This window comes from uncultured Ruegeria sp., assembly GCF_947489545.1.
Taxonomy (GTDB): domain Bacteria; phylum Pseudomonadota; class Alphaproteobacteria; order Rhodobacterales; family Rhodobacteraceae; genus Ruegeria.
Map to the genome: position 1 here is coordinate 140,907 of NZ_CANLDZ010000002.1, position 24,403 is coordinate 165,309.

29 protein-coding genes and 1 tRNA gene are annotated in these 24,403 nt (G+C 57.5%); 18 read left to right on the forward strand and 12 right to left on the reverse strand.

Going from position 1 to position 24,403, the window contains the following annotated elements; translation table 11 throughout:
- Positions 1-58: 58 nt before the first annotated feature.
- The gene (locus Q1B13_RS03375) at positions 59-532 is read right to left on the reverse strand and encodes an outer membrane protein assembly factor BamE (RefSeq protein ID WP_299075923.1); all 474 of its coding nucleotides are present in this window, start codon (positions 530-532) and stop codon (positions 59-61) included.
- An 84-nt stretch (positions 533-616) separates the two neighbouring features.
- Here Q1B13_RS03375 and Q1B13_RS03380 point away from each other — a divergent pair, with 84 nt between their 5' ends.
- The 8 genes from Q1B13_RS03380 to Q1B13_RS03415 all read left to right on the forward strand — a co-directional run bounded on the left by Q1B13_RS03380 (position 617) and on the right by Q1B13_RS03415 (position 5,940).
- Positions 617-1,153 carry a DUF177 domain-containing protein gene (locus Q1B13_RS03380; RefSeq protein ID WP_299075926.1) on the forward strand — a complete coding sequence of 179 codons (537 nt, stop codon included), beginning with the start codon at positions 617-619 and terminating at the stop codon, positions 1,151-1,153.
- Between the two features lie 205 nt (positions 1,154-1,358).
- Complete coding sequence (rpmF, locus tag Q1B13_RS03385; RefSeq protein ID WP_037316137.1) at positions 1,359-1,565, forward strand: 50S ribosomal protein L32; 207 nt, start codon at positions 1,359-1,361, stop codon at positions 1,563-1,565.
- 24 nt (positions 1,566-1,589) lie between these two features.
- Positions 1,590-2,678 (forward strand): phosphate acyltransferase PlsX, encoded by a 1,089-nt coding sequence (gene plsX / locus Q1B13_RS03390; RefSeq protein WP_299075929.1) that lies wholly within the window; start codon positions 1,590-1,592, stop codon positions 2,676-2,678.
- Between the two features lie 21 nt (positions 2,679-2,699).
- Positions 2,700-3,671, forward strand: a complete 972-nt coding sequence (locus Q1B13_RS03395; protein WP_299075932.1) for a beta-ketoacyl-ACP synthase III — start codon at positions 2,700-2,702, stop codon at positions 3,669-3,671.
- A 96-nt stretch (positions 3,672-3,767) separates the two neighbouring features.
- Positions 3,768-4,070, forward strand: a complete 303-nt coding sequence (ihfA, locus tag Q1B13_RS03400; RefSeq protein ID WP_120633007.1) for an integration host factor subunit alpha — start codon at positions 3,768-3,770, stop codon at positions 4,068-4,070.
- 18 nt (positions 4,071-4,088) lie between these two features.
- Positions 4,089-4,661, forward strand: coding sequence for a MerR family transcriptional regulator (locus Q1B13_RS03405; RefSeq protein WP_299075935.1), 573 nt, complete (start codon positions 4,089-4,091; stop codon positions 4,659-4,661).
- Positions 4,662-4,722: 61 nt separating this feature from the next.
- Positions 4,723-4,799 (forward strand) — tRNA-Pro (locus Q1B13_RS03410).
- Positions 4,800-4,860: 61 nt separating this feature from the next.
- Positions 4,861-5,940, forward strand: coding sequence for a 2'-deoxycytidine 5'-triphosphate deaminase (locus Q1B13_RS03415; protein ID WP_298935968.1), 1,080 nt, complete (start codon positions 4,861-4,863; stop codon positions 5,938-5,940).
- A 3-nt stretch (positions 5,941-5,943) separates the two neighbouring features.
- On the opposite strand, the gene Q1B13_RS03420 is transcribed toward Q1B13_RS03415, so the two are convergent.
- From Q1B13_RS03420 to argS, 6 genes are all read right to left on the reverse strand, one after another.
- Positions 5,944-6,186: a hypothetical protein gene (locus tag Q1B13_RS03420; protein ID WP_298935969.1), complete on the reverse strand. Its 243-nt coding sequence runs from the start codon at positions 6,184-6,186 to the stop codon at positions 5,944-5,946.
- A 66-nt stretch (positions 6,187-6,252) separates the two neighbouring features.
- The gene (gene scpB, locus Q1B13_RS03425) at positions 6,253-6,909 is read right to left on the reverse strand and encodes an SMC-Scp complex subunit ScpB (protein WP_299075940.1); all 657 of its coding nucleotides are present in this window, start codon (positions 6,907-6,909) and stop codon (positions 6,253-6,255) included.
- Positions 6,906-7,694 (reverse strand): ScpA family protein, encoded by a 789-nt coding sequence (locus Q1B13_RS03430; RefSeq protein WP_299075943.1) that lies wholly within the window; start codon positions 7,692-7,694, stop codon positions 6,906-6,908. Before Q1B13_RS03430 ends, scpB begins: the two co-directional genes overlap by 4 nt.
- A complete protein-coding gene (gene nagZ / locus Q1B13_RS03435; RefSeq protein ID WP_299075946.1) occupies positions 7,684-8,691 on the reverse strand; it encodes a beta-N-acetylhexosaminidase in 1,008 nt (335 codons plus the stop codon). The genes Q1B13_RS03430 and nagZ overlap by 11 nt, the downstream gene beginning before the upstream one ends.
- Positions 8,688-9,752 carry an SPOR domain-containing protein gene (locus Q1B13_RS03440; RefSeq protein ID WP_299075949.1) on the reverse strand — a complete coding sequence of 355 codons (1,065 nt, stop codon included), beginning with the start codon at positions 9,750-9,752 and terminating at the stop codon, positions 8,688-8,690. The genes nagZ and Q1B13_RS03440 overlap by 4 nt, the downstream gene beginning before the upstream one ends.
- Before the next feature lie 86 nt (positions 9,753-9,838).
- A complete protein-coding gene (gene argS / locus Q1B13_RS03445) occupies positions 9,839-11,584 on the reverse strand; it encodes an arginine--tRNA ligase (RefSeq protein ID WP_299075952.1) in 1,746 nt (581 codons plus the stop codon).
- A gap of 133 nt (positions 11,585-11,717) precedes the next feature.
- On the opposite strand from argS, the gene Q1B13_RS03450 reads away from it, so the two are divergent.
- Positions 11,718-12,269, forward strand: a complete 552-nt coding sequence (locus Q1B13_RS03450; protein WP_299075954.1) for a hypothetical protein — start codon at positions 11,718-11,720, stop codon at positions 12,267-12,269.
- Here the strand turns inward: Q1B13_RS03450 and Q1B13_RS03455 are convergent, their stop codons facing one another.
- On the reverse strand, positions 12,270-13,412 hold the full coding sequence (locus tag Q1B13_RS03455) for a deoxyguanosinetriphosphate triphosphohydrolase (RefSeq protein WP_299075957.1): 1,143 nt from the start codon (positions 13,410-13,412) through the stop codon (positions 12,270-12,272).
- Positions 13,413-13,488: 76 nt separating this feature from the next.
- Between Q1B13_RS03455 and Q1B13_RS03460 the strand changes: the two genes are divergently transcribed.
- Together Q1B13_RS03460 and xth are read left to right on the forward strand one after the other, a co-directional pair.
- Entirely contained in the window at positions 13,489-13,812 is a 324-nt protein-coding gene (locus tag Q1B13_RS03460) for an iron-sulfur cluster assembly accessory protein (protein WP_120632998.1), read from the forward strand.
- A gap of 283 nt (positions 13,813-14,095) precedes the next feature.
- Entirely contained in the window at positions 14,096-14,875 is a 780-nt protein-coding gene (gene xth, locus Q1B13_RS03465) for an exodeoxyribonuclease III (RefSeq protein ID WP_299075959.1), read from the forward strand.
- Between the two features lie 4 nt (positions 14,876-14,879).
- Here the strand turns inward: xth and Q1B13_RS03470 are convergent, their stop codons facing one another.
- Positions 14,880-16,028: an FAD-dependent monooxygenase gene (locus Q1B13_RS03470; protein ID WP_299075961.1), complete on the reverse strand. Its 1,149-nt coding sequence runs from the start codon at positions 16,026-16,028 to the stop codon at positions 14,880-14,882.
- 72 nt (positions 16,029-16,100) lie between these two features.
- Positions 16,101-16,523, reverse strand: a complete 423-nt coding sequence (gene dksA, locus Q1B13_RS03475) for an RNA polymerase-binding protein DksA (protein ID WP_120632936.1) — start codon at positions 16,521-16,523, stop codon at positions 16,101-16,103.
- A 384-nt stretch (positions 16,524-16,907) separates the two neighbouring features.
- On the opposite strand from dksA, the gene Q1B13_RS03480 reads away from it, so the two are divergent.
- The 7 genes from Q1B13_RS03480 (at position 16,908) to Q1B13_RS03510 (ending at position 22,551) form a co-directional block, all read left to right on the forward strand.
- Positions 16,908-17,753, forward strand: a complete 846-nt coding sequence (locus Q1B13_RS03480; protein WP_298935982.1) for a MoxR family ATPase — start codon at positions 16,908-16,910, stop codon at positions 17,751-17,753.
- 163 nt (positions 17,754-17,916) lie between these two features.
- A complete protein-coding gene (locus Q1B13_RS03485; RefSeq protein WP_299076646.1) occupies positions 17,917-18,306 on the forward strand; it encodes a GNAT family N-acetyltransferase in 390 nt (129 codons plus the stop codon).
- Positions 18,303-19,661, forward strand: coding sequence for a DUF2927 domain-containing protein (locus Q1B13_RS03490; protein WP_299075963.1), 1,359 nt, complete (start codon positions 18,303-18,305; stop codon positions 19,659-19,661). The genes Q1B13_RS03485 and Q1B13_RS03490 overlap by 4 nt, the downstream gene beginning before the upstream one ends.
- 16 nt (positions 19,662-19,677) lie before the next feature.
- Positions 19,678-19,848 (forward strand): hypothetical protein, encoded by a 171-nt coding sequence (locus tag Q1B13_RS03495; RefSeq protein WP_298935985.1) that lies wholly within the window; start codon positions 19,678-19,680, stop codon positions 19,846-19,848.
- Positions 19,849-19,852: 4 nt separating this feature from the next.
- Complete coding sequence (locus tag Q1B13_RS03500) at positions 19,853-21,037, forward strand: VWA domain-containing protein (RefSeq protein ID WP_299075965.1); 1,185 nt, start codon at positions 19,853-19,855, stop codon at positions 21,035-21,037.
- A gap of 114 nt (positions 21,038-21,151) precedes the next feature.
- Positions 21,152-21,745: an NAD(P)H-dependent oxidoreductase gene (locus tag Q1B13_RS03505; RefSeq protein WP_299075967.1), complete on the forward strand. Its 594-nt coding sequence runs from the start codon at positions 21,152-21,154 to the stop codon at positions 21,743-21,745.
- Positions 21,746-21,864: 119 nt separating this feature from the next.
- A complete protein-coding gene (locus Q1B13_RS03510; protein ID WP_298935988.1) occupies positions 21,865-22,551 on the forward strand; it encodes a M48 family metallopeptidase in 687 nt (228 codons plus the stop codon).
- 63 nt (positions 22,552-22,614) lie between these two features.
- Here Q1B13_RS03510 and Q1B13_RS03515 read toward each other — a convergent pair whose 3' ends face one another.
- Together Q1B13_RS03515 and Q1B13_RS03520 are read right to left on the reverse strand one after the other, a co-directional pair.
- Positions 22,615-23,163 carry an RSP_2648 family PIN domain-containing protein gene (locus tag Q1B13_RS03515; protein ID WP_299075969.1) on the reverse strand — a complete coding sequence of 183 codons (549 nt, stop codon included), beginning with the start codon at positions 23,161-23,163 and terminating at the stop codon, positions 22,615-22,617.
- Entirely contained in the window at positions 23,160-24,368 is a 1,209-nt protein-coding gene (locus Q1B13_RS03520) for an RSP_2647 family RNA methyltransferase (RefSeq protein WP_299075971.1), read from the reverse strand. Before Q1B13_RS03520 ends, Q1B13_RS03515 begins: the two co-directional genes overlap by 4 nt.
- Positions 24,369-24,403: the final 35 nt, after the last annotated feature.

Sequence of the window (24,403 nt, forward strand, 5' to 3'; positions counted from 1 at the left end):
TGTTCCGTATCACACGACATGTGAATGCCGTGTGACCATCGCAAGATGCTGGCCTGAATTAGTTGGACCCAATGACATTAGCCGGATTGAAGTTCCCGATGTTGCCCAGCAGCTGACGCAAGAAGCCTTTGTCCTGCACATTCGAATCCGTCACGCGGCGCTCAAGCGGAATCACGATCCCGTCTTCCAGGCCAAACCGTTCAATGTTCCGTACAACTCCGCGCTGGTCAAAGCTGATGGCTACAAGTTCGCGGGATACAACTTCGGGCTTTTTTGGACCGTAATGACGGACACGCGACCGGACGTAATAAAAACCCGAATCCTGAACGACGCCTGACGCGCCCGGCGCGCCGATGGCTTCGGTTACGCTGTCACGTGTATCCTTGCCGACTTGGATTTCGGCCAATTCGTCGGCAGGTGGTACATATCCATGATTCTTGAAGATCGGCGTACATGCGCCGACAATCGCCAAGCAGGCACCAAAGACAAGCGCTTTCGTCGCCGGTTTCACCTTATTCACAACCTTCAACATGCACACCCTCTTGCCTTGGCCTCTTGCGGCTTCTATCCGATTACAGAAACCGCTGCCACGGTTCAACACAGGAAAGACTCTCGAATGAGCAACGTTACTTCATTGCGGGTGGTTGATTTGCCGCAAAACGCCCCAACAGCCTTTAACCTGCGCCCCGATGCAGAGGTGCTGAACGACATTAAGAGCGAGCTTGAATTGCTTGGCCTGCGCAAACTCAGTTTTACAGGCGAGCTGCGCAGTCAGGGCAAGCGGGACTGGGCTTTGACCGGCAAATTGGGGGCAACCGTTATTCAACCCTGTGTCGTGACGCTGGAACCGGTTACGACCCGGATCGACATTCCGGTTTCCCGCGTTTTTGTCGCCGAATGGACCAACCCAGACGAGCCCGAATACGAAATCCCCGAAGATGACGAAACCGAACCTTTGGGTGCAGAAATTGACCCACACCAGGTTATGATCGAGGCATTGTCGCTGGCCTTGCCACAATATCCGCGCAAGGATGGTGCCGAATTGGGGTCGACTGGTTATACCGAACCCGGCAAACAGCCAATGACAGACGCGGATGTGAAACCCTTTGCCGGATTGGCAGGATTGCGCGACACGCTCAAAAAAGACGAGTGACAGGGGTCTGATTTCCTGTCATAGCAGGCGGTCAGAAAAAGCGCTTGAACATGTCGAGAATCGCAGTATTTTCGCGCGCTCATCGGATTTTGGGTTGGACATTGCGGGGCTCGTCCCCTAAACGCGCGTCAAACCTCGATAAAACGGAATATGAAACCCGGCTGGCAGCGAATCTGCTCGCCCTTAGTAGACAAAGGTTGAGACCATGGCTGTCCAACAGAACAAAGTTTCCAAGTCGCGCCGCAACAACCGCCGCGCGCACGACGCTCTGGTTGCTGCAAACCCGAACGAATGTGCCAACTGCGGTGAGCTGAAGCGCCCGCACCACGTGTGCGCATCCTGCGGCCACTACGACGATCGTGAAGTCGTCGCACAGGCCGACGAAATCGACCTGGATGAAGACGCGGCCTAAGCCTGATCGAGCGCAGACCAGGGAATGACTGAGCAGCCCACGCAACCCGATCGGATTACCATCTCGGTTGACGCTATGGGTGGGGACGCTGGTCCATCGGTCGTCATTGCAGGGCTTGCGCGATCCGCTAAGAAAAACCCGGAGATCGGGTTCCTGCTGCACGGTCCAGAAGCTGCGCTGCGCAAACTAGTTGCCAAACGACGTGTCCTTGATGGGCGCGTCGTTTTTCGTGATTGCCCCGACGTCGTCACGATGGAGGACAAACCCAGCCAGGTTGTGCGCAATGGCAAGCAGACCTCGATGTGGTCAGCATTGGAGGCCGTGCGCGATGGCGAAGCTCATGGCGCGGTGTCCTGCGGCAATACCGGAGCGTTGATGGCGCTGTCGATGATGCGCCTGCGCAAGCTGCCGGGCGTGAATCGACCTGCAATTGCGATTCTGTGGCCGTCGCGAAACCCGCAGGGTTTCAATGTCATGTTGGATGTCGGCGCTGACGTGCGCGCTGATGCCAAGGACCTTCTTCAGTTTGCACTGATGGGCGCGTCCTACGCCCGTAATGGGATGGCGCAGCACCGCCCTCGTATCGGCTTGCTGAATGTGGGCACGGAAGAACACAAAGGTCGGCCCGAGCTTAAGGAAGCGCACGGCATGATCTCGGAATTCGCGGATCAGGCAAATTTTGACTTCGTGGGTTTTGTCGAAGGCAGCGACATTCCCGGCGACAAAGCAGATGTCATTGTGACCGACGGGTTTACCGGCAATGTCGCAATCAAAACCGGTGAAGGCACGGCAAGCCTGATCGGTGATCTGTTGCGCCAGGCCTTCAAGTACAGCCCCTTGTCGCGTTTGGCATCCGTTCTTGCGATCACGTCACTGGGACGCCTGAAAAAGCGCATTGATCCGCGCCGTGTGAACGGTGGCGTATTTTTGGGGCTGAACGGCACGGTCGTGAAATCCCATGGTGGGGCCGACGAGACAGGTGTGTCAGCGGCGGTCAAGCTGGCCTTTACTCTGGCTGAGTCCGGATTTGCGGAAAAATTGGCGGCACGGGTTGCATCGACTGCCCAGCTTGCACAAGATGCCGCGCAGGCTGCGCCGCAGACCGAAAAATAACAAAAAAGGCAGTACCCCAGAATGGCAAGCCGTTCAGTTGTTGTAGGTGTCGGGCATTACTTGCCGGAACGTGTCGTCCCCAATTCCGAGTTTGAGAAAACCTTGGATACAACGGATGAGTGGATCCGCACCCGCTCGGGGATTGAGCGTCGCCACTTCGCTGCCGAAGGCGAAACAACGTCCGATCTGGCAACCAAAGCAGCCGAGGCCGCGTTGGAAGACGCGGGTCTTCAGGCCGATGACATCGATGCAATCGTTCTGGCGACGTCGACGGCTGATCTGACATTCCCGTCCGCGTCGACAATGGTTCAGGCGCGTCTGGGCATGACAAAGGGGTTTGCCTTCGACGTACAAGCAGTTTGCGCCGGGTTTGTCTTTGCCCTCAGCAACGCCAACGCACTGATCCTGTCCGGTCAGGCCAAACGCGTTCTGGTGATTGGCGCCGAGACGTTTTCGCGAATCATGGACTGGACCGACCGCTCTACCTGCGTTCTGTTCGGGGATGGCGCGGGCGCATTGGTGCTGGAAGCGCAAGAGGCTCATGGAACCGCCGAAGACCGGGGTATTCTGTCCACCGATCTGAATTCCGACGGTCGGTACAAGGACTTGCTATATGTCGATGGCGGCGTATCCACGCAATCAACTGGCCATTTGCGGATGCAAGGCAATCAGGTGTTTCGCCATGCCGTGGAGAAGCTGTCGAAGACCGCCGAAACGGCCCTTGCCGGCGCGGGCCTAAGCAGCGCCGATGTGGACTGGATTGTCCCACATCAGGCCAATATCCGCATAATTCAAGGCACGGCCAAGAAAATGGGCCTGCCGATGGAAAACGTCGTGGTGACGGTTCAGGATCATGGCAATACGTCGGCCGCGTCGATTCCCTTGGCCATGTCTGTCGGCAAAGAGCGCGGACAAATAAAGCCCGGTGATCTGATCGTGACCGAAGCGATTGGTGGGGGTCTGGCATGGGGCGCCGTAGTTCTGCGCTGGTGACAGGCATTTTCCAGCTTACACAGCCGCTTGCAATTCATTGATATTGACAGCGAATTTCGCATCACCCTATGCTTTGATATCAACAGGGGAAAAAGCATGGGCGACAAAACACTGACCCGAATGGATCTGAGCGAGGCCGTCTTTCGTGAAGTCGGTCTTTCACGCAATGAAAGCGCGCAACTGGTCGAAAGCGTTCTTGATCATATGTCTGACGCGCTGGTGCGTGGGGAACAGGTCAAGATTTCATCTTTTGGTACATTCAGCGTTCGGGACAAAACCGCCCGCATCGGCCGCAACCCCAAAACCGGTGAAGAAGTTCCTATTCAGCCGCGTCGCGTGCTGACCTTCCGCCCGTCGCATCTGATGAAGGATCGCGTCGCAGCCGGGAATCGCAAGTAAGTTCAGGACATAACGGTTATGAGCAAGTCGCCCGACGCCTTTCGCACCATCAGTGAAGTTGCGGATTGGCTCGGCGTTCAGGCACATGTGCTACGATTCTGGGAAAGCCGGTTCACGCAGGTGAAACCGGTCAAACGCGCTGGTGGACGTCGGTATTACCGTCCGAATGACATGCGCCTTCTGGGCGGTATCAAACGTTTGCTGCACGAGGAAGGGATTACAATCAAAGGCGTTCAACGCATTTTGCGCGAACAGGGTGTGGCTCATGTGGCCTCGCTGTCTCCAAGCCTCGATGATATGCCGGAAACGTCAGACGCAGTTGTTGTGCCCTTTTCATCCGAACAGAATGCGTCCCCAGCGGCTGAGCAGATCCATATGGATCTTGAGAATACGGATGAAACAACGGCAGTGTCCGAAGCTCGAAAACCCGCTGCCCGGGGATACCTGGACGAGGCCCCCCTGCTGGGCGGAATCGCCACGCAAGCCTGGAGCAAAACCGAGTTTGACGATCAGCTTTTGCGCCAGATTGCACCGGTTGCCAAAGAATTGCGTAGCCTGTTGAATCGAATTGAGAACCGGGTGGCAGGATAGGTACAAAGGCTTTGTTTTCCTCTTGCCCCTGCCGGGAAAGTCTTTATGAACACCTCAACGTCGGGCTATGGCGCAGCCTGGTAGCGCGTCCGTCTGGGGGACGGAAGGTCGCAGGTTCGAGTCCTGCTAGCCCGACCAAATCACACCGACGTTTATGGCAGACAGGCCAGATCCTCTTCTGTCGCAGAGGGGGAATAGAATGACAGGCGTGTGCCCTAACCAGCAGATCGAAGCAATGATCGGGCGTGGCGAAATCTCGGCCAGCCCAGACGTTTTGCCTGCGCAAATTCAGCCGGCCAGCCTTGATCTTCGTTTGGGAACAGTGGCTTACCGGGTGCGCGCCTCGTTCCTGGCTGGCGAAGGCCGAACGGTTGCAGATCGCCTGACAGAGTTTGAGATGCATCGCATCGATATCACCGGCGGGGCCGTTCTGGAAAAGGGCTGCGTCTATCTTGTGCCGCTTATGGAGTCGCTCGCGCTTCCATCCGGCACAAATGCTGTGGCCAATGCCAAAAGCTCGACCGGTCGATTGGACTTGCTGACCCGCACGATCACCGATGGCGGCACCGAGTTTGACCGGGTGCCCTCGGGATACACCGGCCCGCTATATGCTGAGATATGCCCGCGTTCCTTCTCGGTTCTGGTGCGGCCCGGCATGCGGCTGAACCAGATCCGGTTCCGTCAGGGTCAGGCCGTTTTGTCAGATGATGAGCTGAGTACACTACATGCAGACTCGCCCTTGGTGGACGGACCCGCCGTGATTCAAGACGGGTTAGGGTTTTCGGTAGACCTGCAATTGCCGGGCACCGATCTGGTTGGATACCGCGCCAAACCACATACGGGTGTGATCGATCTGGATCGCATCGGTGGATATGATCCGCAGGATTACTGGGAAGAAGTTCGCACCAAGGACGGGCGTATCATCCTGGACCCCGGTGCTTTCTACATCCTTGTCAGCCGCGAAGCCGTGCATATCCCACCCCTGTATGCAGCCGAAATGGCCCCCTATCTGGCGATGGTTGGCGAGTTTCGCGTGCACTATGCAGGCTTCTTTGATCCCGGTTTTGGCCATGCCGAAGCAGGTGGCGCAGGATCGCGCGGCGTGCTGGAAGTACGCTGTCATGAAGCGCCCTTTGTGCTGGAGCACGGGCAAGTTGTTGGCAGGCTGGTTTATGAACGCATGGCCGAAATGCCAACGCAGCTATACGGTGCGGGCATTGCCTCGAACTATCAAGGCCAGGGTTTGAAACTGTCTAAACACTTCAAAGCTCCAGGCTGACCTTCAGAACCTCATGAATCGTCGCATCTGACGTGTCAGTTGCTGCACCTGTTTCATGTTCTGTTTTTGCCGCCCTGAGCTGTCTGCCATTTGGCGCTTGGCTTCAGGATCACTGGGTGGCGCGGATGTCTGGCCAGGTTTACGGGTGGTCCGATCAGCCAGATCAAACCCTTTGTCCACACCCCGTGTGACTAGGCGGCGTACCACCTGTCGCACGATCATGTCGATGATCCGATTTGCGTTCATCTGTTCAACTCCGGTTCCCTGACCCACAACATAAGCGATCTGTACGGCAACAAAAGGGCCGTGCGATCACTCTTCTTCGAACAGTTCGGTTTGATCCTCGTCCGCTTCGTCGTCGCTTCCCTCGCCAATGGGCATCGCGCCCGGAGGCGGCCGGTTTTCCAGCAGTCCAGCGGCACGCAATTCCTTGAGACCCGGCAAATCACGCGCGTTTTCCAAACCGAAATGGTCCAGAAATTGCGGGGTAACCACAAACGTCACCGGACGGCCCGGTGTCATGCGACGGCGGCCCAGACGAATCCACTCCATTTCAAGGAGTTGATCAATGGTTCCACGCGACACCGACACGCCCCGGATCTCTTCGATTTCGGCCCGGGTACAGGGCTGATGATAGGCCACAATAGCCAAAGTTTCGATCGCGGCCCGGCTAAGCTTGCGGGTCTCAACGGTTTCCTTTTGCATCAGGAACCCCAGGTCGGGGGCGGTTCGAATGGCCCAGGCCTCACCCACCTTGACCACACGCACACCGCGCCCTTCATAGCGCTTTTGCAGAACTTCCACCGCTTGCGCCGCGTCGCTGCCATGAGGCATCCGTACTTCGAGATCTGCAATCGTCACAGGTTCGGCGCTGGCAAACAGAACCGCCTCGACCATACGCTCCTGCTCAGCTAGCGGAGGTGCCTCGAACAGGGTGCCGGTGCCATCGTCTTTGGGGGCGTCAGTCAAGTCTCGGTCCTCTTGCGCAGTTGGATCGGCGCAAAGCTCTCGCATTGCTTCATCTCCATATGTCCTTCTTTCACCAACTCCAGCGAGGCTGCAAACGTCGCCGCAGTGGCCGAGCGCTTGCGCACCGGATCAGCATCCCAGCCCTCGGGCAGATAGGTTTCCATATCAGTCCAGGTTCCGGCGAATCCGATCAGCGGGCGCATCCGTTCCAGCGCCTGCTCCATCGTGAACACCGCGTCACGGTCCATAACAAAGGGTCGGAATTCATCGCGCGTGCGAATGCGGGCATAGCCCTGCATCAGGTCCAACAACGTGGCAGAATACGTTACTGTACGGATGCGGGTGACATCTTCGCCCTGCCCGCGCCGGAAGAAATCTCGCCCCAGTTGATCGCGCGCCATCAGGCGCGCCGCCGCATCGCGCATGGCCTGCAGACGTTCCAGTTGAAATGCCAGATGTGCGGCCAGTTCTTCGCCAGATGGGCCTTCGTCATCCGGGTCAGGCGGCAGCAACAAGCGCGATTTCAGGAAGGCAAGCCATGCTGCCATCACCAGATAATCCGCTGCCAATTCAATCCGCAACGCGCGGGCCTTTTCGACAAAGGCCAAATACTGCTGAGCCAGGGCAAGAACCGAAATCTTGCGCAGATCAACCTTTTGCGTCCGTGACAATGTCAGCAGCACATCAAGCGGGCCTTCGAACCCGTCCACATCGACAATCAGCGCCTCGGCTGCAAGCCGATCCGCGACCGAGACCGGGTCTTCACTGAAAAGGTTATCGTTCATACACCTGCCCGCCCATTAGGCGGGATAGTTCCGCCTCGGCGGCCTGTATGTCAAGTTCCTGCGGGGCTTTGCGCATGGCCAAAGCCCGTTCCGCGCGGGATTGCGCCGTGTCGGTCATCTGACCAGCAGCTTCCATGACTTCGGAGCGTTCGGACAATGTTCCGTTACAATGAAGCACTACATCACACCCCGCCTGCAACGACAGCCCTGCCAGCTCGGACAGTGATCCGCTGAGTGCTTTCATCGAGATGTCATCGGTCATCACCAGACCATCAAACCCGATCTTATCGCGGATCAAGTTCATCATCGGGGCAGATATCGTCGCTGGCTGCGGGTCGATCTGATCGTATACCAGATGCGCCGTCATACCCATTGGCATGTCATTCAGCGCGCGAAACGGGGCGAAATCATTGTGCGCCAGCTCATCCAGCGACAGATCCACATGCGGCAGATCATGGTGGCTGTCCAACGTCGCGCGGCCGTGGCCCGGGATGTGCTTTACAACCGGCAAGACGCCGCCATCCAGATGCCCTTGCGCGACGGCGCGGCCAATCCGGGAGGCGGTCTTGGCATCTGACCCGTAACAGCGGTTGCGCAAAAACGCATGCGTTTCCGGCTGGGCGATATCCACCATTGGGGCGCAATTGCTGTCGATCCCCAGAGAAAAAAGTTCATCCGCTATCAGACGATACCGCAGGTACATGGCCCTCTCGGCTTCATCCCCAGCCTGCCTGGCATGATCTAGCGGCGGTCTCCATTCGCGCGCTAAAGGTGCGCGCAGGCGCTGTACCCGTCCACCTTCCTGATCAATGGTGATCGGGCAATTGCGCCCAACCGCCTCGCGGAAGTCGTCGCACAAGGCCCGCACCTGATCCGCGCTTTCGATATTGCGAGTAAACAGGATGAACCCGAACGGGTTCATCTGGCGGAACAAGGCCCGTTCTGCCGGATTTAGACGCAGACCCTCGGCATCGGTGATCGTGGCACCGAATGTCACCGTACGGCCACCGGGATGCAATCAGCGCCTTGGGCAACCAGAGCAGCACAGAATTGGCGCGAGTCGCTGAGGTCTTCGAACCCAAGCACGCGCAGTCGGTAGAAGGTGCGACCGCCACTTGAAGTTTGCTGAATAACGCGCTGTTTTCCATCCATATATTCGCCAAACCGACCGTCAAATCGTGCCCATTCCGCCTTTGCTACTTCCGCGCTTTCATACGCGCCGAGCTGCGCCATGCGTGTACCCTTGCTCAGGGTGTCGGGATCGACATCCAGACCAGCAGCGGCTTTGACGGCTGCGTTGATCGCGTCTTCAGAACTTTCGCTTGGCGACACGCTGCCGCTGAGCGCACGGGCCGGACGATTATGTGGTCGCAAGGACCGCCGCACGCCCGGCAGCGCTGCAATAGCTGGATCAGGGAGCGATGCGGCCAGATCCGCCGGATCAATGGCCGGTTCTTCTTCGGGTGTTACCAGTGCGGCCAGTTGAACCCCTTGCTCTGCCGGGTGACCAGATGCATTGGCTTGTCCAGCCAGCTCTGCAACCAGAGCATCCACGGCATTCTGGCGCAATTCGGCAGCCTCATTGTTGGAAATCGGCTCCTCAACAACATGCAGCGCGGGCGTCGGCTTCAATTCACCCGCTGGTAAATCTTCATCTGTGAGAGAGACCGGGCGCGGCGCGAGGATCAAACGATCCGCCGGGGCCGCGGCCGACCCTTCCGCGGCGACCGCGTTAACTGCAAGACCTTGATGATCGGCGGGTGTTCCACCCGGGTTTTCGGGTTGAATGCGCATCGGCCCTTCCGCCGCGCGCACAACGGGCACCCCGCTGACATCGCGCATCACCAGTTGGTATCCCCAAACCGCAACACCTGCGACCAGCGCCAGCGAGGCAACGGCGCCCAACATATTAACAGCGCGTGCCAGCCCGGCTGCGCCGCGCGGGGCCTCATAATCCTGCATATCTTCGGGATAACCATACGCATCGTCAGAATACGCTTGATTCGTGTATTGCATCTGCTCGGGGCGCGCTTGCCCCGAGTAATCGTAACTCGACATATCCGCCTCACTGCCCGGTTGCGCCTTAAAAACGGTGCGCGGGTCATTTCTTGTCTGCCTCAGACCGGCGGTTCGGGCGGTATTGGTTACCGCATCTCCTGCGCCGGAGTAACGCCAAGAATACCCAAGCCCGCTGAAATCACAACAGAAACGGAGCGGGCCAGTGCGATTTTTGACTGACTTGTGGCCACATCGCCATCCTGAATGAAGCGCAATTGGGTTTCTTCGTTGCCCTTATTCCACAATGCATGGAAATCCCCTGCAAGTTCATACAGATAGAAGGCAATGCGGTGCGGTTCATTAGTGCGCGCGGCGATCTCGACCAGCCGTGGCCATTCGGCCAGTTTCTTGGCGACAGTTAGCTCAGACGCGTGATCAATCTTGCCAAGGTCGGCGCCTTTAAGTGTGGTATCCTCCGCGTCTATCCCAGCCTCAGCCGCGCGACGCAGCACGCTCATGACCCGGGCATGGGCATATTGCACGTAGAACACCGGGTTCTCGCGGCTCTGCTCCAGCACCTTGTCGAAATCGAAATCCAGCGGCGCGTCGTTCTTACGGGTCAGCATGACAAAACGCGTCACATCCGGCCCGACCTGATCGACCACATCGCGGAGGGTGACAAAGTTCCCTGCCCGCTTCGACATCTTGAAAGGCTCGCCGTTCTTCCACAGTTTCACCAGCTGGGTCAGCTTGATATCCAGCGATACCTGACCATCGGACAGGGCTGACACAGCCGCCTTCATCCGTTTGACATAGCCACCATGGTCCGCACCGAACACATCGATCAGCGCGTCAAAACCACGGCTTACCTTGTCGTAGTGATAGGCGATATCCGGGGCGAAATAGGTCCAGCTGCCATCCGACTTCTTGACCGGGCGGTCTACGTCGTCACCGTGTTCAGTCGATTTGAACAGTGTCTGCTCGCGCGGTTCCCAATCTTCGGGCTTTTTGCCTTTGGGTGGCTCCAGCACGCCTTCATAGATCAGCCCCTTGTCGGTCAGTGACTTCAGCGCAGCCTCGATCCGGCCCGTGCCATAGAGCGACTTTTCCGAGAAGAACACGTCCATCTCGACACCCAGCGCCTTCAGATCGGCGCGGATCAGGTCCATCATCGCCTCGGTTGAGAACTCACGCAGATCTTCCAGCCAGTCGCTTTCGGGCTTGTCGACCAGGCTGTCGCCATATTTCTCTTTCAGCGCCTCACCGATCGGGATCAGGTAGTCGCCGGGATAGAGCCCTTCGGCAATCTCGGGGCTTAGACCATTGGCTTCGCGGTACCGCTCATACGCTGATCGTGCCAACACATCCACCTGTGCGCCGCCATCGTTGATGTAGTATTCGCGTGTCACGTCATGGCCCGAATAGGCCAGAAGGCTTGCCAGCGCATCGCCAAACACAGCACCCCGCGTATGACCTACATGTAAAGGACCGGTAGGGTTGGCCGAAACGTATTCCACGTTGACCTTTTGCCCATGCCCCATGGTCGAGCGACCATAATCCGTGCCTTGTTCCAACACCGCGGCCAGAACGCCTTGCCAAACCGATGGCGCAAGCCGCAGGTTCAGGAAGCCGGGCCCTGCCACTTCGGCGCTGGTGATCCGGTCATCCGCCGCCAGTTTCCCGGCCAACAGATCGGCAATGTCGCGCGGCTTCATCTTGGCAGGCTTCGCCAACACCATCGCGGCATTTGTCGCCATGTCTCCATGTGCCGCGTCACGCGGCGGTTCAACCGCCACGTTGTCAAAGCTAAGCCCTTCGGGCAGAGCGCCTTCGGACTGCATCTGTGCCAGCGCGTCCAGCACCAGGCCGCGGATCTCGGAAAACAGGTTCATTTCGGATGTCCTTTTGCTTGCCGGGCGGTTTACCACGCAAGGCGACAAGGTCAATGCAAGCGATCGGTTTGGGCTTGGTTTCGCGTCAAAGCTCGCTAATCTCGGCATAAACTCAGGAACCGGAGATTGATCCATGCGCCTTACACTGCCGCTAAGCCTACTGCTGACAGCTGCGACACCGGTATGGGCTGACATGCCCGCCCCGCAAGGCCACGTGTTGTTAACGCTGGGCGGTGCCGTGACCCAGACAAATCTGCCCGTGCGCGACGAAAATGATGGCGGGTTGCTTGGATATCTTGAAGTCCAGCATAACGGTGGCGCGGGGTTTGACGCCGCGATGCTGGATCAGCTTGAGCAAGTCGAGATCACCATCACCTATGGCCCAGAAGGCAACCAACGCGACATCGCCTTTTCCGGCCCACACCTTTCAGAAGTTATGAAAGTGGCAGGGGCCGAGGGCAAAACGGCCATGCCTATGGCCATGGACGGCTATCAGGCGGAAATTCCATGGGACAGCATCACTGCACATCAACCGATTGTCGCAACCCATGCGGATGGTGCGCCTATGGGAATCGGTGGCTACGGTCCAACAATGATTGTTTTTCCACCCACTGATGACGCCGATCTTGCGCAAGAGCAATCAGGGCAACAGGTGTGGGCACTAGCCTATATCGGGGTTGAGTGATCAGCCCCCAATAAGCCGCGCATGATCCTGCAACGCGAAGCGATCCGTCATACCCGCAATATAGTCCGAGACAATTCGCGCCAGCGCCGTCTCACTGCCTGCCGCCTCAATATCGCTATGCCACCGCGCAGGCATTTGTTTGGGGTCGCTGAGGTAGATGGGAAATAGATCTTCGACGACTTTGCTCACCTCGTCCCGAACAGTCATGACGCTGGGCGCCCGGTACATCCGCGTGAACAAAAAGGCCCTGATTTCTTTCAGCTGCACCCAAAGGTCATCGGAAAACCGGATCACCGGGTAGCCAATGTTACGAATTTCTTCGACCGTTTGCGCACCTGAACCGACAAGCAAATCACTCGATGTGTCGATAACGTCAGCCACCATAACGCCGAACACGCGGCGCAACGCCTCGTGACGACGGCGGTAAGCTTCTAAATCGGGGTATTTTCGGTCCACTTCAGCATAACAATCCCCAACAATAGGCAATTGCCGGATATCGTCATCCGAGAACAGCCCAGCCCTCAGCCCGTCCAGCAGATCGTGGTTGTTATAGGCGACGTCATCTGACAACGCCGCGACCTGCGCCTCAGCACTGGCATGCGTGTACAATTCCAGATCAAAGTGTTCATTGAACTCCGCCAGGGCCCACGGCAGTTCACCCAGCACCGGGCCGTTGTGTTTGGCAATACCCTCAAGACACTCCCAGGTCAGATTGCAGCCATCGAAACCGGCATAGTGACGTTCCAGTTTGGTCACGATTCGAATGGCTTGGGCATTGTGGTCGAACCCGCCATAGGGCGCCATCAGCGCGTGCAACGCATCTTCACCAGTGTGGCCAAATGGTGTGTGCCCAAGGTCGTGCGCCAAGGCAACCGCTTCGGTCAATTCGGGGTTCAGCGCCAACGCACCCGCAATCGTACGCGCCACCTGCGCCACTTCGATCGAGTGGGTCAACCGCGTGCGGTAGTTATCGCCCTCATGTTCCACAAACACCTGCGTTTTGTGTTTGAGCCGTCGGAAGGCACTTGCGTGGATGATCCGGTCCCGGTCGCGCTGAAAGCATGTCCGGAAACTGCTTTCTTCCTCTGGTACAAGCCGCCCCCTTGCGCGGCCTGGATCAGAGGCAAAACCTGCTCGCTCCAATGGTCTTGTCCTTGTCGCCTGTCCTTACACTTTCTATATTGTAGAGCGTAGAGGAAAGAAACCTTTGGAGCCCGGCATGAATCTGCCCCCATCAGTCACAGAACGCGCCTTTGAACGCCTTGCCGAAATCGGCGCAGCGGATCAGGGTCAGGCCCTGCGCGTCGCAGTGGAAGGCGGCGGGTGTTCCGGATTTCAATACGAAATCGCGCTGGATGAGCCGAAAGAGGATGACCTTGTGCTGGAAGGCAAAGGTCAGAAGGTGATCGTAGATTCGATTTCGCTGCCATTTCTCGAAAACGCCGTCATCGATTTCACCCAGGAACTGATCGGCGCGCGCTTTGTGATCAACAATCCCAATGCCACCTCCTCCTGCGGCTGCGGCACATCCTTTTCCATGTGATCGCCAATTGGGGGCTTTGCCCCCAAACCCCCAGGATATTTTCAGCCAGATGAAGCAGGGGTCCGCTCTCCGACTGTTAAGCCGGAGAGCCTCACCTGGCACGGTCATCGGCGTCTCCGCCTGTACCGCGTACCCCTGGTCAAATAAATTGGTTAAGAATGCGTTTCTTCATCTGGCCAAAAATATCCCGGAGCGCGAGGCAGAGCCTCGCAACATCGCCTAGCAACTTGCCGTTGGTTCTAATCTGGGCGATAGGTTGCCATAGTGTTTCGGAGGATTGCGCATGAAAATCGCCACATTCAACATCAATGGCATCAAGGCGCGGGCCGAGGCTCTGCCGCGCTGGTTGGATGATGCGCAGCCCGACGTCGTTCTGCTGCAGGAAATCAAGTCGATTGACGAGAACTTCCCCCGCGAGCTGTTCGAAGAGCGCGGGTACAATGTCGAAACCCACGGGCAGAAAAGCTTTAACGGTGTGGCGATCTTGTCGAAGTTCCCGCTGGAGGATGTCACGCGCGGCCTTCCCGGTGATGACGAAGATGAACAGGCGCGCTGGATCGAAGCGACGGTCATTGGCAAGCAAGCTTTGCGAATTTGTGGGTTGTATCTGCCAAATGGCAACCCTGTGCCTGGACCAAAATACGAGTATAAACTGGCATGGATGGAACGCCTGTACGACCGGGCGCGCGACTTGCTGGCCAGCGAAGACGCAGCTTTGATGGCTGGCGACTACAATATCATTCCGCAAGCCGAGGACGCCAAACGCCCGGATGCGTGGCGTGAGGATGCGTTGTTCCGGCCCGAAAGCCGCGCGGCGTTTCGCAAGATTATAAACCTGGGGTTCAGCGAAGCCTTCCGGGCGCGTACCAAAGGGCCTGGTCACTATTCTTTCTGGGACTACCAGGCGGGTGCATGGAACAAGAATGACGGTATTCGCATCGATCATTTCCTGCTGACTCCGCAGGCCGCAGACCTCATGCGGGATTGTCAGATCGACGCTGAGGTTCGAGGGCATGAGAAACCCTCAGATCATGTTCCCGTTTGGGTCGATCTCGATCTGTGATCGCTCAGGCGGTTGCGTCGTAGCTGTATATCCAGTCGTATCGGCGTCCCAATCGACCTCCGAACGCCGTCAGAGCCATTTGGGCTGCAATGCGCGCGGGTCCGCGCAAGTGAAAGTTTCGCGCATTGGCTGAGGCCAATTCAACAACCTTCCGAGCCCGTGCGGTGCGTGCGGCCTCATAGGCGCTCAATGCATCGGCAACATCGTTGCCTTCAAAAGACCGCGCCAAAATCCATGCATCCTCAAGCGCAAGGCATGCGCCCTGGGCTATGAACGGCAACGTCGGATGCGCCGCATCCCCAAGCAGAGCGACGCGCCCGTTCTGCCATTTTCGCGCAACCGGACGCAGGAACAAAGCCCAGAGATAAGTATCCTGAACCTCCTGCAATACGTCGTTCACTTTGCCGCCAAAATCCGAAAACCGCGCGCGTAGATCGTTCGGATCGCCTTTCAAACGCCAGCCTTCGCCTTGCCAATCCGACCTCTCTTCGATGGCAACGATATTGAGAAGGCTCTGATCGCGCAGCGGATAGGTTACCACGTGGCGCCCCGGCCCCATGGTCAGATGCGCTTTGGGTAATTTAGACACCCGATCCCAGGGAATCGTCGCACGCCACGCCACCTGGTTGGTGAAACCAAGGATTTCCTCCCCGTTCAAGATGGGGCGGATCGCGCTGCGGCCACCATCTGCTGCAACCACAAAATCCACCGGCAGGATATCCCCAGTGGCCAATTGTATTTTGGCGCTTTCAGGGTGTTCATTGATTTCCTGAACTTTACTGCCAAGGCGAACCTCAACACCAACCTCACCTGCGGATTTGAGCAGCAGGTCAATCAGATCCGCCCGGTGGTAGTAGTATGTCGGACCGGCAGCGGGCTCTCCGATCCGGCTGATAAAGCGCCCGGATTTGTAGTCGCGCAGGATCGTACCGTAGGACCGTTGCCCCATATCAGGACCGTCCCCGAGAACACCCAACGCCTTGAGAACGGTCAGGCCGTTTGCACTGATCTGCAAACCAGCCCCGACTTCGGCGATTTCAGGCGCCTGTTCCAGAACAACAACATCGGCACCCTTTTGACGCAACGCAATCGCAGCCGCCAAGCCGCCAATTCCGGCGCCAACAACGCCGACTTTCAGACTTTCAACATTCATAAGGCAGACTTATCGCACAAAAAACGCCGGAGCCATAAGCCCCGGCGTATTTGCTTCGCCAAATCCGAGCGATCAATCGTCGCGGTGGACTTTCTCGCGGCGTTCATGGCGTTCCTGTGCCTCAAGCGTCATGGTCGCGATCGGACGCGCATCCAGACGCTTCAGCGAGATAGGATCGCCCGTTTTTTCGCAATACCCATACTCACCCTCGTCGATCCGACGCAGTGCGGAATCAATCTTGGACACAAGCTTGCGTTGACGATCCCGCGTACGCAGCTCCAGCGCACGGTCGGTCTCTTCGCTTGCGCGGTCAGCTACATCGGGAATGTTGCGGGTATTGTCCTGCAATCCTTCGATCGTGTCGCGGCTGCCTGCTAAAAGTTCAGTCTTCCAATCAAGCAGCTTGCGACGAAAATACTCAAGCTGTCGATCATTCATGAACGGTTCATCTTCGGCCGGGCGATAATCTTCCGGCAGAAAAACTTCCTGCTTCATATTGGCTCCCTTGGTATGGCCAGAAACGTCGGTCGCGGTCGTTTCACCTGACATTTGGCACCCCCTTCTGCGCAGCGTTTATCCGACGCGCGTAAGAATGTCACTACACAAACGTCGCACCGATACGCCGTTAGTCGGGCCTGTCTAAATATGAGACTTAAAACAACAAAACCTTGTTTTTCTGTGAAATTCAGCAGGCGATTTCAAGGCAATTTTCATGTGCTGCATGAGCGGATTCTCACCGAATCAAACCAAACAGATTGGACTTGTTGCAAAAATTCGCTTCATCCGACGCAGGGGCCTGGGTTGTCAAAAACGTTGCCCCTCTGTAACCCGGACACCACACTCTTGCTCGTTCATCGCGCATAACCACACGAGGGGCCCATGACCGCACGTTTCCAAGGCACAGCTGAATATGTTGCCACCGACGACCTGACCATCGCTGTAAATGCCGCTGTGACGTTGGAACGCCCATTGCTGGTCAAGGGGGAACCCGGCACCGGTAAAACCGAGCTGGCCAGACAAGTGGCCGGTGCGTTGCGGCTGAAAATGATCGAGTGGAACGTCAAATCCACCACCCGTGCGCAGCAGGGCCTATATGAATATGATGCGGTCAGCCGGTTGCGCGACAGCCAGTTGGGTGAAGAACGCGTGCATGACGTGTCGAACTACATCCGCAAGGGAAAGCTGTGGCAGGCGTTCGAGGCGGATGAAAAGGTGGTTCTGCTGATTGATGAGATCGACAAGGCCGATATCGAATTTCCCAACGACCTGTTGCAGGAACTCGATAAGATGGAATTCCACGTCTATGAGACCGGCGCGACTGTCCGGGCCAAAAACCGTCCGATCGTGATTATTACCTCGAACAATGAAAAAGAACTGCCGGACGCGTTTCTGCGCCGCTGCTTTTTTCACTACATTCGCTTTCCCGATGACGCCACGATGCGCCGGATCGTCGAGGTGCATCACCCCGGCATCAAAGATGCGCTGTTAACAACCGCGCTGACGCAGTTTTATGAAATTCGTGAGACTCAGGGGCTGAAGAAGAAACCGTCGACATCCGAGGTTCTGGACTGGTTGAAGCTGCTACTGGCCGAAGACCTGACTGCCGAGGACCTCAAGCGCGACGGAGTCAACGCGTTGCCAAAACTGCATGGTGCCTTGCTGAAGAATGAGCAGGATGTGCATCTTTTTGAGCGTCTAGCCTTTATGGCACGCCGCAAAGGCTGAACCCGCTTGAACATCTGGTGATCGCGGCTTGCCTTGGCGCAGACCGGATGTCAGCATCAGAAAGACTGTGTTCAGCTCGAACACACAAAACAGGACGTGTCCCGTGGCCCACGCAGTAAAAATTCGCGCCCTGCGCACCGAAGACAGGGACGCATGGGCCGAGATGTGGCGGGACTACCTCGCCTTCTACGAAACGACCGTTCCTGAAGCGATCTATGCCACGACCTTTTCGCGGTTGATTGGCGACGACCCGCAAGACTTTTCCTGTTTCGTCGCCGAGGAAGATGGCAAACTTGTTGGCCTGACGCATTTTCTGTTTCACCGACATGCCTGGAAAGTGGAACAGGTTTGCTACCTTCAGGACCTGTACGCCCGACCCGAGACCCGGGGGACAGGTGTCGGCCGCGCCCTGATACAGGCGGTCTATGACCAAGCAGATAGAAAAGGCGCACCATCCGTTTATTGGCTGACACAAGAGTTCAATCATACGGCGCGTCAGCTTTATGATCGCATCGGAACACTGACACAGTTTGTTAAGTACAACCGCTCATGATCCGGCGGGGCGTTCTTGTTCTGGCAGTGGCACTATGCGGTTGCACGTCTGTTGAGACGATCGAGTTGCCGGCCGAGGTCAAGGTTATCGAGGCCTCGCTGCCCCCGACAAAAACCTTCCCCGCCCCCCGACCTGCCCCGCCCGCACGATCCAACAAGAACATTGCCGCTGACTTTGTATCCTTGCATTTCGAACTGGAAAGCGGTGCGCAACTGCCTGTTTTCACCCGGTTCGAAATGCCGATCACGGTGCGGTTGACCGGCGCGTCAACCGCCAGTATGCGACGCGACCTTGGCCAGTTGCTTGAACGACTGCGCCGCGAGGCAAGGCTCGACATTCGGCAGATCAACGAGGGTCAGGCGAATATTACAATCGAAGCGGTCAGCCAGAGGCAGATCCACCGTATCCTGCCGAATGCAGCCTGTTTCGTTGTACCCAACGCTTCGAGCTTTGAGGAATACAGCCGCGATCGACGTAAGGCCAAAAGCAGCTGGACCGAGCTGCGCAGCCGCGAACGGATCGGTATCTTCATCCCCTATGATGTCAGCCCACAAGAGATGCGCGACTGCCTGCATGAAGAGCTGGCGCAAGCGCTGGGGCCGTTGAATGACCTTTATCACCTGCCGGACTCGGTGTTCAACGACGACAACATCCACACCGTTCTGACCGGCTTTGACATGTTGATCCTGCGAGCAGCTTATGCCCCCGAGCTGCAAACCGGAATGACCCGCGACCAGGTCGCTGCTGTCATTCCCGGTGTTCTGAGTCGCCTGAACCCGCGCGGCGACAGGCTGCCCGCGCAGCCGATTTCGGACACACCGCGCGAATGGATTGATGCGATTCAGAAATCGCTGGGCCCGGGATCCAGCTCACCCAGACAAATGCGGGCGGCCCGAAAGGCCGCCCAAATCGGTCAGCAGCTGGGCTGGACCGATCACCGCCGGGCGTACCCGCACTATCTGATGGGGCGCATGATGCAGTTCAACGACCCGCAAGAGGCGCAGCGCCAGTTCCAGATTGCCCTGCAATTCCTGCGCGAAACGCCGGGAACCGAGGTCCACCGTGCCCATGTAACCACCCAGACTGCAGCTTTTGCGTTGGCGCAGGATCAGGGCCCCAGTGCTCTGCCCCAGCTTGATCAGGCCATCAACGTCATGACGCGGGCCGAAAACGCCTCAATTCTTGCCACGCTACTGTTGTTGAAATCCGAAGCCCTCAAACAGGCCGGAAAGCCGGAACAGGCACGCGCAGTCAGGCTGGACAGTCTGGGATGGGCGCGATACGGCTTTGGCTCGGATCTGGTGGTTCAATCCCTGTTGCAGGACGCGACAGTCAGACCTTCCAACAGCAACTGAGGCGGATGACACAGCCATGTTAGTAGTTCTCGGAATGGCGTTATTAGGTGCAATCCTGGGCGCATTGACTGCGCGAAAACGCAATGGAAACGCGGCTGATATGGCGCAATATGCCGCCGGGTTTGGAATCGCTTTTGCGCTTGCCGGTCTCATAATCTCGATGGTGCTGGTCCGGCTGGTGGTATAGCGCGATGTTCCTGCCCTTTTTTGAGAACCTCCGAAAAGCAGCCATTCCCGTTTCTTTGCGGGAATATCTAACGTTTCTTGAAGGCATGAAAAAGGGTTTGGCAACCTATGATGTCGAAGCGTTCTACTACTTGGCGCGCGTCTCGATGGTGAAGGATGAGCGCAATATCGACAAGTTCGATCGCGCCTTTGCCGCCAGTTTCGAAGGCCTGAACGAGATCACTTTCGATCAGGTGCTTGATGCGGTTGATATCCCCGCCGAATGGTTGGCCAAAATGGCCGAAAAGCACCTGTCAGAAGAAGAAAAGGCCGAGATCGACGCCCTTGGCGGATTTGACAAGTTGATGGACACTTTGCGCGAAAGGCTCAAGGACCAACAGGGCCGCCATCAGGGCGGCAACAAGTGGATCGGCACCGCTGGCACCTCTCCGTTCGGGGCGTATGGCTATAACCCCGAAGGCGTGCGGATCGGTCAGAAAGAAAGCCGTCACCAGCGCGCTGTGAAAGTCTGGGATAAGCGCGAATTCAAGAACTTAGATGACACAGTTGAACTGGGCACCCGCAACATCAAAGTCGCCCTGAAACGCCTGCGCCGTTGGGCGCGCGAAGGTGCGGCCGAGGAACTGGATCTGGACGGCACGATCCGCGCCACGGCCGAGCACGGATATCTGGATGTCAAAACCCGGCCCGAGCGTCACAACGCCGTCAAAGTGCTGCTGTTTCTGGACGTGGGCGGATCCATGGACCCGCATATCAAGGTGGTCGAGGAACTGTTTTCCGCTGCCCGCACCGAGTTCAAGCATTTGGAGTATTTCTACTTCCACAACTGCCTTTATGAAGGGGTCTGGCGCGACAATCACCGTCGCTGGGATCAGCAAACGCCTACCCACGAAATTCTGCGCACTTATGGGCCGGACTATAAATGCATCTTCGTCGGCGACGCCTCGATGAGCCCCTATGAAATCGCCTATCCCGGTGGCGCCAATGAGCACTGGAACCAGGAGGCCGGTCAGGTCTGGTTGCAGCGCGCACGTGAACAATGGTCCTCAAACCTGTGGATCAACCCGTTGCCCGAGAAATACTGGGAATACACCCATTCCATCGGCATGATCCGAGAGCTTTTCGAGGATCGGATGGTCCCGATGACATTGGCCGGGCTTGAGCAAGGAATGCGGGAGCTGACACGGTAGTAGTCTCTAACCAGTTTATTGCCGAATACACGGCGAACATCTCCTCTTGACCTAAAGCTACGTTGAGCTTCCACAGTGATCAAAGTTCATTTGACAACAACCTAGAGCTTGCCTGTGCACGTACTGACAATTCTGGATCATCCGGACCCGAACTCGTTTACGGCGGCCAGCGCTGCACAATTCATGAAGGGTGCCACAACAGCTGGCCACACCGTCGAGCTTGCCGATCTACATACCGAAGGTTTTGATCCGCGCTGGTCTATGGCGGATATTGAAGGGGATGCAAGCTCAACGCCGCCGCCGGACATCGCAGCCGAGCAAAAGCGGATCGCTCATGCCGATGCCATCTGCCTTGTGTTTCCTTTGTTCTGGTGGGGTATGCCTTCAATGATGAAAGGCTGGGTGGATCGGGTCTGGACGTGGGGCTGGGCCTACGACCAGTTGCAGGATACGGAAAAGTCACTGCAAAAACCTCGATCCGGGGTGTTGCTGATCCCTGCCGGGGCGCGTTCAGACGAAATGGAAGCCGCCGGATATCATCATGCACTTGAGACCGCTTGGACCAAAGGAACGTTCGGCTATTTTGGCCTTTCGCCCCGTAAGATCGAAGTGCTCCACGGGTCTACCGGATCAGCAAAACGGCGGCAAGCGCTTTTGGAGCGAAGCTATAACATCGGATTAACCCTTCCGTCACCCCGGCAGGACTAGGCTTCGCTGTTGTTCAAAATCAAAGAGTTAGCCTGATCTAAGTTGAATTTGGAGGCGTTCTCCGGCCAGAACGCAACTTTCCATTTGCTCTTGCGGGGTTGAAATCCCATATCTAACCCATGCTCCGCTTAACGCCGATCCTACTGGCCATTGCCTATGCCGTTGTGATGTACCGGATTTCTGTCTGGCGCACACATCGCGAGTTGGATGCAAAATCGACGGAGTTGGCTGACCCTGCACTAAAACGCCTGACAGACCGGCTGGCGGCGGCGTTGGATGTGGACCGTGTTCCCGTCTATATTTATGAGATCGATCCTGTGAACGGATTGGCTGCACCGGATGGGCGGATATTCATCACGCGTGGGTTCTATCGCAAGTTCCGGAATGGTGAGGTTTCAGCAGAAGAAATGGCCAGCGTCATTGCGCATGAGTTGGGTCATGTGGCACTCGGCCATGCCCGGCGGCGGATGATCGATTTTTCCGGGCAAAATGCCATGCGCACAGCGCTGATGATGGTTCTGAACCGGTTCATTCCCTTTATTGGTGCCATCATTGCCAATGCGCTGACGAGCCTACTGGCGTCGCGCCTGTCCCGTGCGGATGAGTATGAGGCGGATGAGTATGCGGCCGCCCTGCTGACCAAGGCCGGGATTGGGATCGGGCCGCAGAAGTCCCTGTTTCATAAGCTTGAAGCGCTGACCGAACAACGCTCGGGCGTGGTGCCTGCGTGGTTGATGAGCCACCCGAAGACGGATGAGCGTATTGCAGCGCTTGAGACGCTTGAGCAGCGTTGGGGGCGTGGCTGATCGACCGGCAGCGAGAGGCCAGCCTCTCGCGCTCTCCGGGATATTTCTAGCCAGATGAAGGGATTAAGGGTTTTGGCTGAGCGCTTTCGCCAGACGCGGCAGGCGGGCTTTTTTCATCAGAGCCCGCAAGTCCCACTGCGCTCCGGAAAGCCGATTGGCTTCGGCCAACACACGGCTTGCGACCCGTTCGAGGCCCTCAGGATCAGTGAGCCAGAACCCCAGTAAGAGGCTGTCGGGATCGTGTCGTTCCAGACCTTCCTCGGCCAGGATGTTTTTGGGAAAGTCTCTTGCATTGACGGTGATGATGACATCCGCAGAACTGGCGATGGCGGTGGCCAGAACATGGATGTCAGCGGCGTCCGGCAACCACAGCCGTTGTTCGAGCCCCGGAGCAGCGCCTTGTTCGGCGTTGGGCCATTGTGCTTGTGTCAGTGCGATTTCGGCACGCGCCTGCATCTCACCCTCAGGGCCCAGCTTTCGGGCGGCACGCGCCCATTCTTCGAGGATCCGTGCAGACCAGATTGGGGTAAAATGGCCCAGTTGAGCCGCACCCAACAACATCTCACGCATCACCGTCGGGTAGATGATGCAGGTATCCAGAACCGCCTTCACAACCGGTAGAACACCGCTTTGAGATACCCGCTTTCGGCCAGTTGTGGCAGCTGCGGATGATCTGGCCCGGCAAAGCCTGTGTGGATCAATTGCGCCTGTCGTCCGGCACGCCCAATACCACGAGATGAGGCATCGCGGAACCGTCCAAGGTCTGCGGCGTGCGAGCAAGAGCACAGGCCGAGGTAGCCGCCCGGTTTAACCAGTGGCGCGGCCAAGCGGGCAATGCGTTCATAGGCCCGTAATCCGGCATCCAGCGCTTGTCTTGACGGTGCAAAGGCTGGTGGATCGCAGATGACGACATCGAACTGCGCGCCCTCTTCGCCCAACTGGGTCAAAACGTCGAAAGCGTCGCCTCGTCGGGTTTGGAACCGGTCAGCAAACCCGGAAGCGTCGGCACCCTGCGTTGCAAGTTCTAATGCCGGGGCGGACCCGTCTACGCACAAGGCGTGCTTTGCGCCACCTGCCAGCATCGCCAAACCAAAACCGCCGACATGGCTGAACATGTCCAGCACATGCGCGCCGGAATGGACCAACCCTGCGGCGAAGGCATGGTTCGGGCGCTGATCATAGAACAGGCCGGTTTTTTGCCCCGCGGTCAGGTCTGCCATATAGGTCGCGCTGTTCATCGGCACGGGCAGAGGTGCATCGGGTGCTGCGCCGCGCAGGGTCAAGCTCAGGTCGTCTAGACCTTCCAGACCGCGCGTACGGCCGGAGGCGTTCTTGAGCACAGTTGTCACACCAGTAACTTTGACCAAAGCATCGATCAAAACGTCCAGATGTGCCTCGGCCCAGGCGGCGTTGGGCTGGATCACGCAGGCATCGCCGAACCGATCGATGATCACGCCAGGAAAGCCATCTGCTTCGGCATGGACCAGCCGGTAATAAGGCGTGTCAAACAGGCGCGCGCGCAAGGCCAAGGCGCGGCTTAAACGGGTTTCGAACCAGTCGACCGTCAATTGCGCGTCGATATCATGGTCCAAGACCCGGCACATGATCTTTGACTCCGGGTTAACCGCAACCAAAGCGATGGGCGTGCGTTTGTCATCCTCGAGAACAGCCAGTGCCCCGGCGGCGATCTTGCGGGTGCGGCGGTCGGTTACGATGTCGTTGGCATAAATCCATGGGAAGCCATGGCGCAGTCCGCGCGCGTTGGCTTTGGGTTTCAGGCGGATACGAGGGCGGTCTGTCACGGCATTTTGCGTCATGACGCCCTCATAGTCGCGAAGGCGCTGATGGAAAA

What these genes read in the sequence shown, in the direction of transcription:
- Q1B13_RS03420 (WP_298935969.1), bottom strand. Translation starts at nt 6,186, where the DNA reads ATGAACGCAAATCGGATCATCGACATGATCGTGCGACAGGTGGTACGC.
- Q1B13_RS03405 (WP_299075935.1), top strand. Translation starts at nt 4,089, where the DNA reads ATGAGCAAGTCGCCCGACGCCTTTCGCACCATCAGTGAAGTTGCGGAT.
- Q1B13_RS03480 (WP_298935982.1), top strand. Translation starts at nt 16,908, where the DNA reads ATGACCGCACGTTTCCAAGGCACAGCTGAATATGTTGCCACCGACGAC.
- plsX (WP_299075929.1), top strand. Translation starts at nt 1,590, where the DNA reads ATGACTGAGCAGCCCACGCAACCCGATCGGATTACCATCTCGGTTGAC.
- Q1B13_RS03440 (WP_299075949.1), bottom strand. Translation starts at nt 9,752, where the DNA reads ATGTCGAGTTACGATTACTCGGGGCAAGCGCGCCCCGAGCAGATGCAA.
- ihfA (WP_120633007.1), top strand. Translation starts at nt 3,768, where the DNA reads ATGGGCGACAAAACACTGACCCGAATGGATCTGAGCGAGGCCGTCTTT.
- Q1B13_RS03375 (WP_299075923.1), bottom strand. Translation starts at nt 532, where the DNA reads ATGTTGAAGGTTGTGAATAAGGTGAAACCGGCGACGAAAGCGCTTGTC.
- xth (WP_299075959.1), top strand. Translation starts at nt 14,096, where the DNA reads ATGAAAATCGCCACATTCAACATCAATGGCATCAAGGCGCGGGCCGAG.
- argS (WP_299075952.1), bottom strand. Translation starts at nt 11,584, where the DNA reads ATGAACCTGTTTTCCGAGATCCGCGGCCTGGTGCTGGACGCGCTGGCA.
- Q1B13_RS03395 (WP_299075932.1), top strand. Translation starts at nt 2,700, where the DNA reads ATGGCAAGCCGTTCAGTTGTTGTAGGTGTCGGGCATTACTTGCCGGAA.
- Q1B13_RS03520 (WP_299075971.1), bottom strand. Translation starts at nt 24,368, where the DNA reads ATGACGCAAAATGCCGTGACAGACCGCCCTCGTATCCGCCTGAAACCC.
- Q1B13_RS03430 (WP_299075943.1), bottom strand. Translation starts at nt 7,694, where the DNA reads ATGAACGATAACCTTTTCAGTGAAGACCCGGTCTCGGTCGCGGATCGG.
- Q1B13_RS03495 (WP_298935985.1), top strand. Translation starts at nt 19,678, where the DNA reads ATGTTAGTAGTTCTCGGAATGGCGTTATTAGGTGCAATCCTGGGCGCA.
- Q1B13_RS03380 (WP_299075926.1), top strand. Translation starts at nt 617, where the DNA reads ATGAGCAACGTTACTTCATTGCGGGTGGTTGATTTGCCGCAAAACGCC.
- Q1B13_RS03510 (WP_298935988.1), top strand. Translation starts at nt 21,865, where the DNA reads ATGCTCCGCTTAACGCCGATCCTACTGGCCATTGCCTATGCCGTTGTG.
- Q1B13_RS03485 (WP_299076646.1), top strand. Translation starts at nt 17,917, where the DNA reads ATGTGGCGGGACTACCTCGCCTTCTACGAAACGACCGTTCCTGAAGCG.
- Q1B13_RS03450 (WP_299075954.1), top strand. Translation starts at nt 11,718, where the DNA reads ATGCGCCTTACACTGCCGCTAAGCCTACTGCTGACAGCTGCGACACCG.
- dksA (WP_120632936.1), bottom strand. Translation starts at nt 16,523, where the DNA reads ATGAAGCAGGAAGTTTTTCTGCCGGAAGATTATCGCCCGGCCGAAGAT.
- Q1B13_RS03470 (WP_299075961.1), bottom strand. Translation starts at nt 16,028, where the DNA reads ATGAATGTTGAAAGTCTGAAAGTCGGCGTTGTTGGCGCCGGAATTGGC.
- rpmF (WP_037316137.1), top strand. Translation starts at nt 1,359, where the DNA reads ATGGCTGTCCAACAGAACAAAGTTTCCAAGTCGCGCCGCAACAACCGC.
- Q1B13_RS03460 (WP_120632998.1), top strand. Translation starts at nt 13,489, where the DNA reads ATGAATCTGCCCCCATCAGTCACAGAACGCGCCTTTGAACGCCTTGCC.
- Q1B13_RS03490 (WP_299075963.1), top strand. Translation starts at nt 18,303, where the DNA reads ATGATCCGGCGGGGCGTTCTTGTTCTGGCAGTGGCACTATGCGGTTGC.
- Q1B13_RS03500 (WP_299075965.1), top strand. Translation starts at nt 19,853, where the DNA reads ATGTTCCTGCCCTTTTTTGAGAACCTCCGAAAAGCAGCCATTCCCGTT.
- Q1B13_RS03415 (WP_298935968.1), top strand. Translation starts at nt 4,861, where the DNA reads ATGACAGGCGTGTGCCCTAACCAGCAGATCGAAGCAATGATCGGGCGT.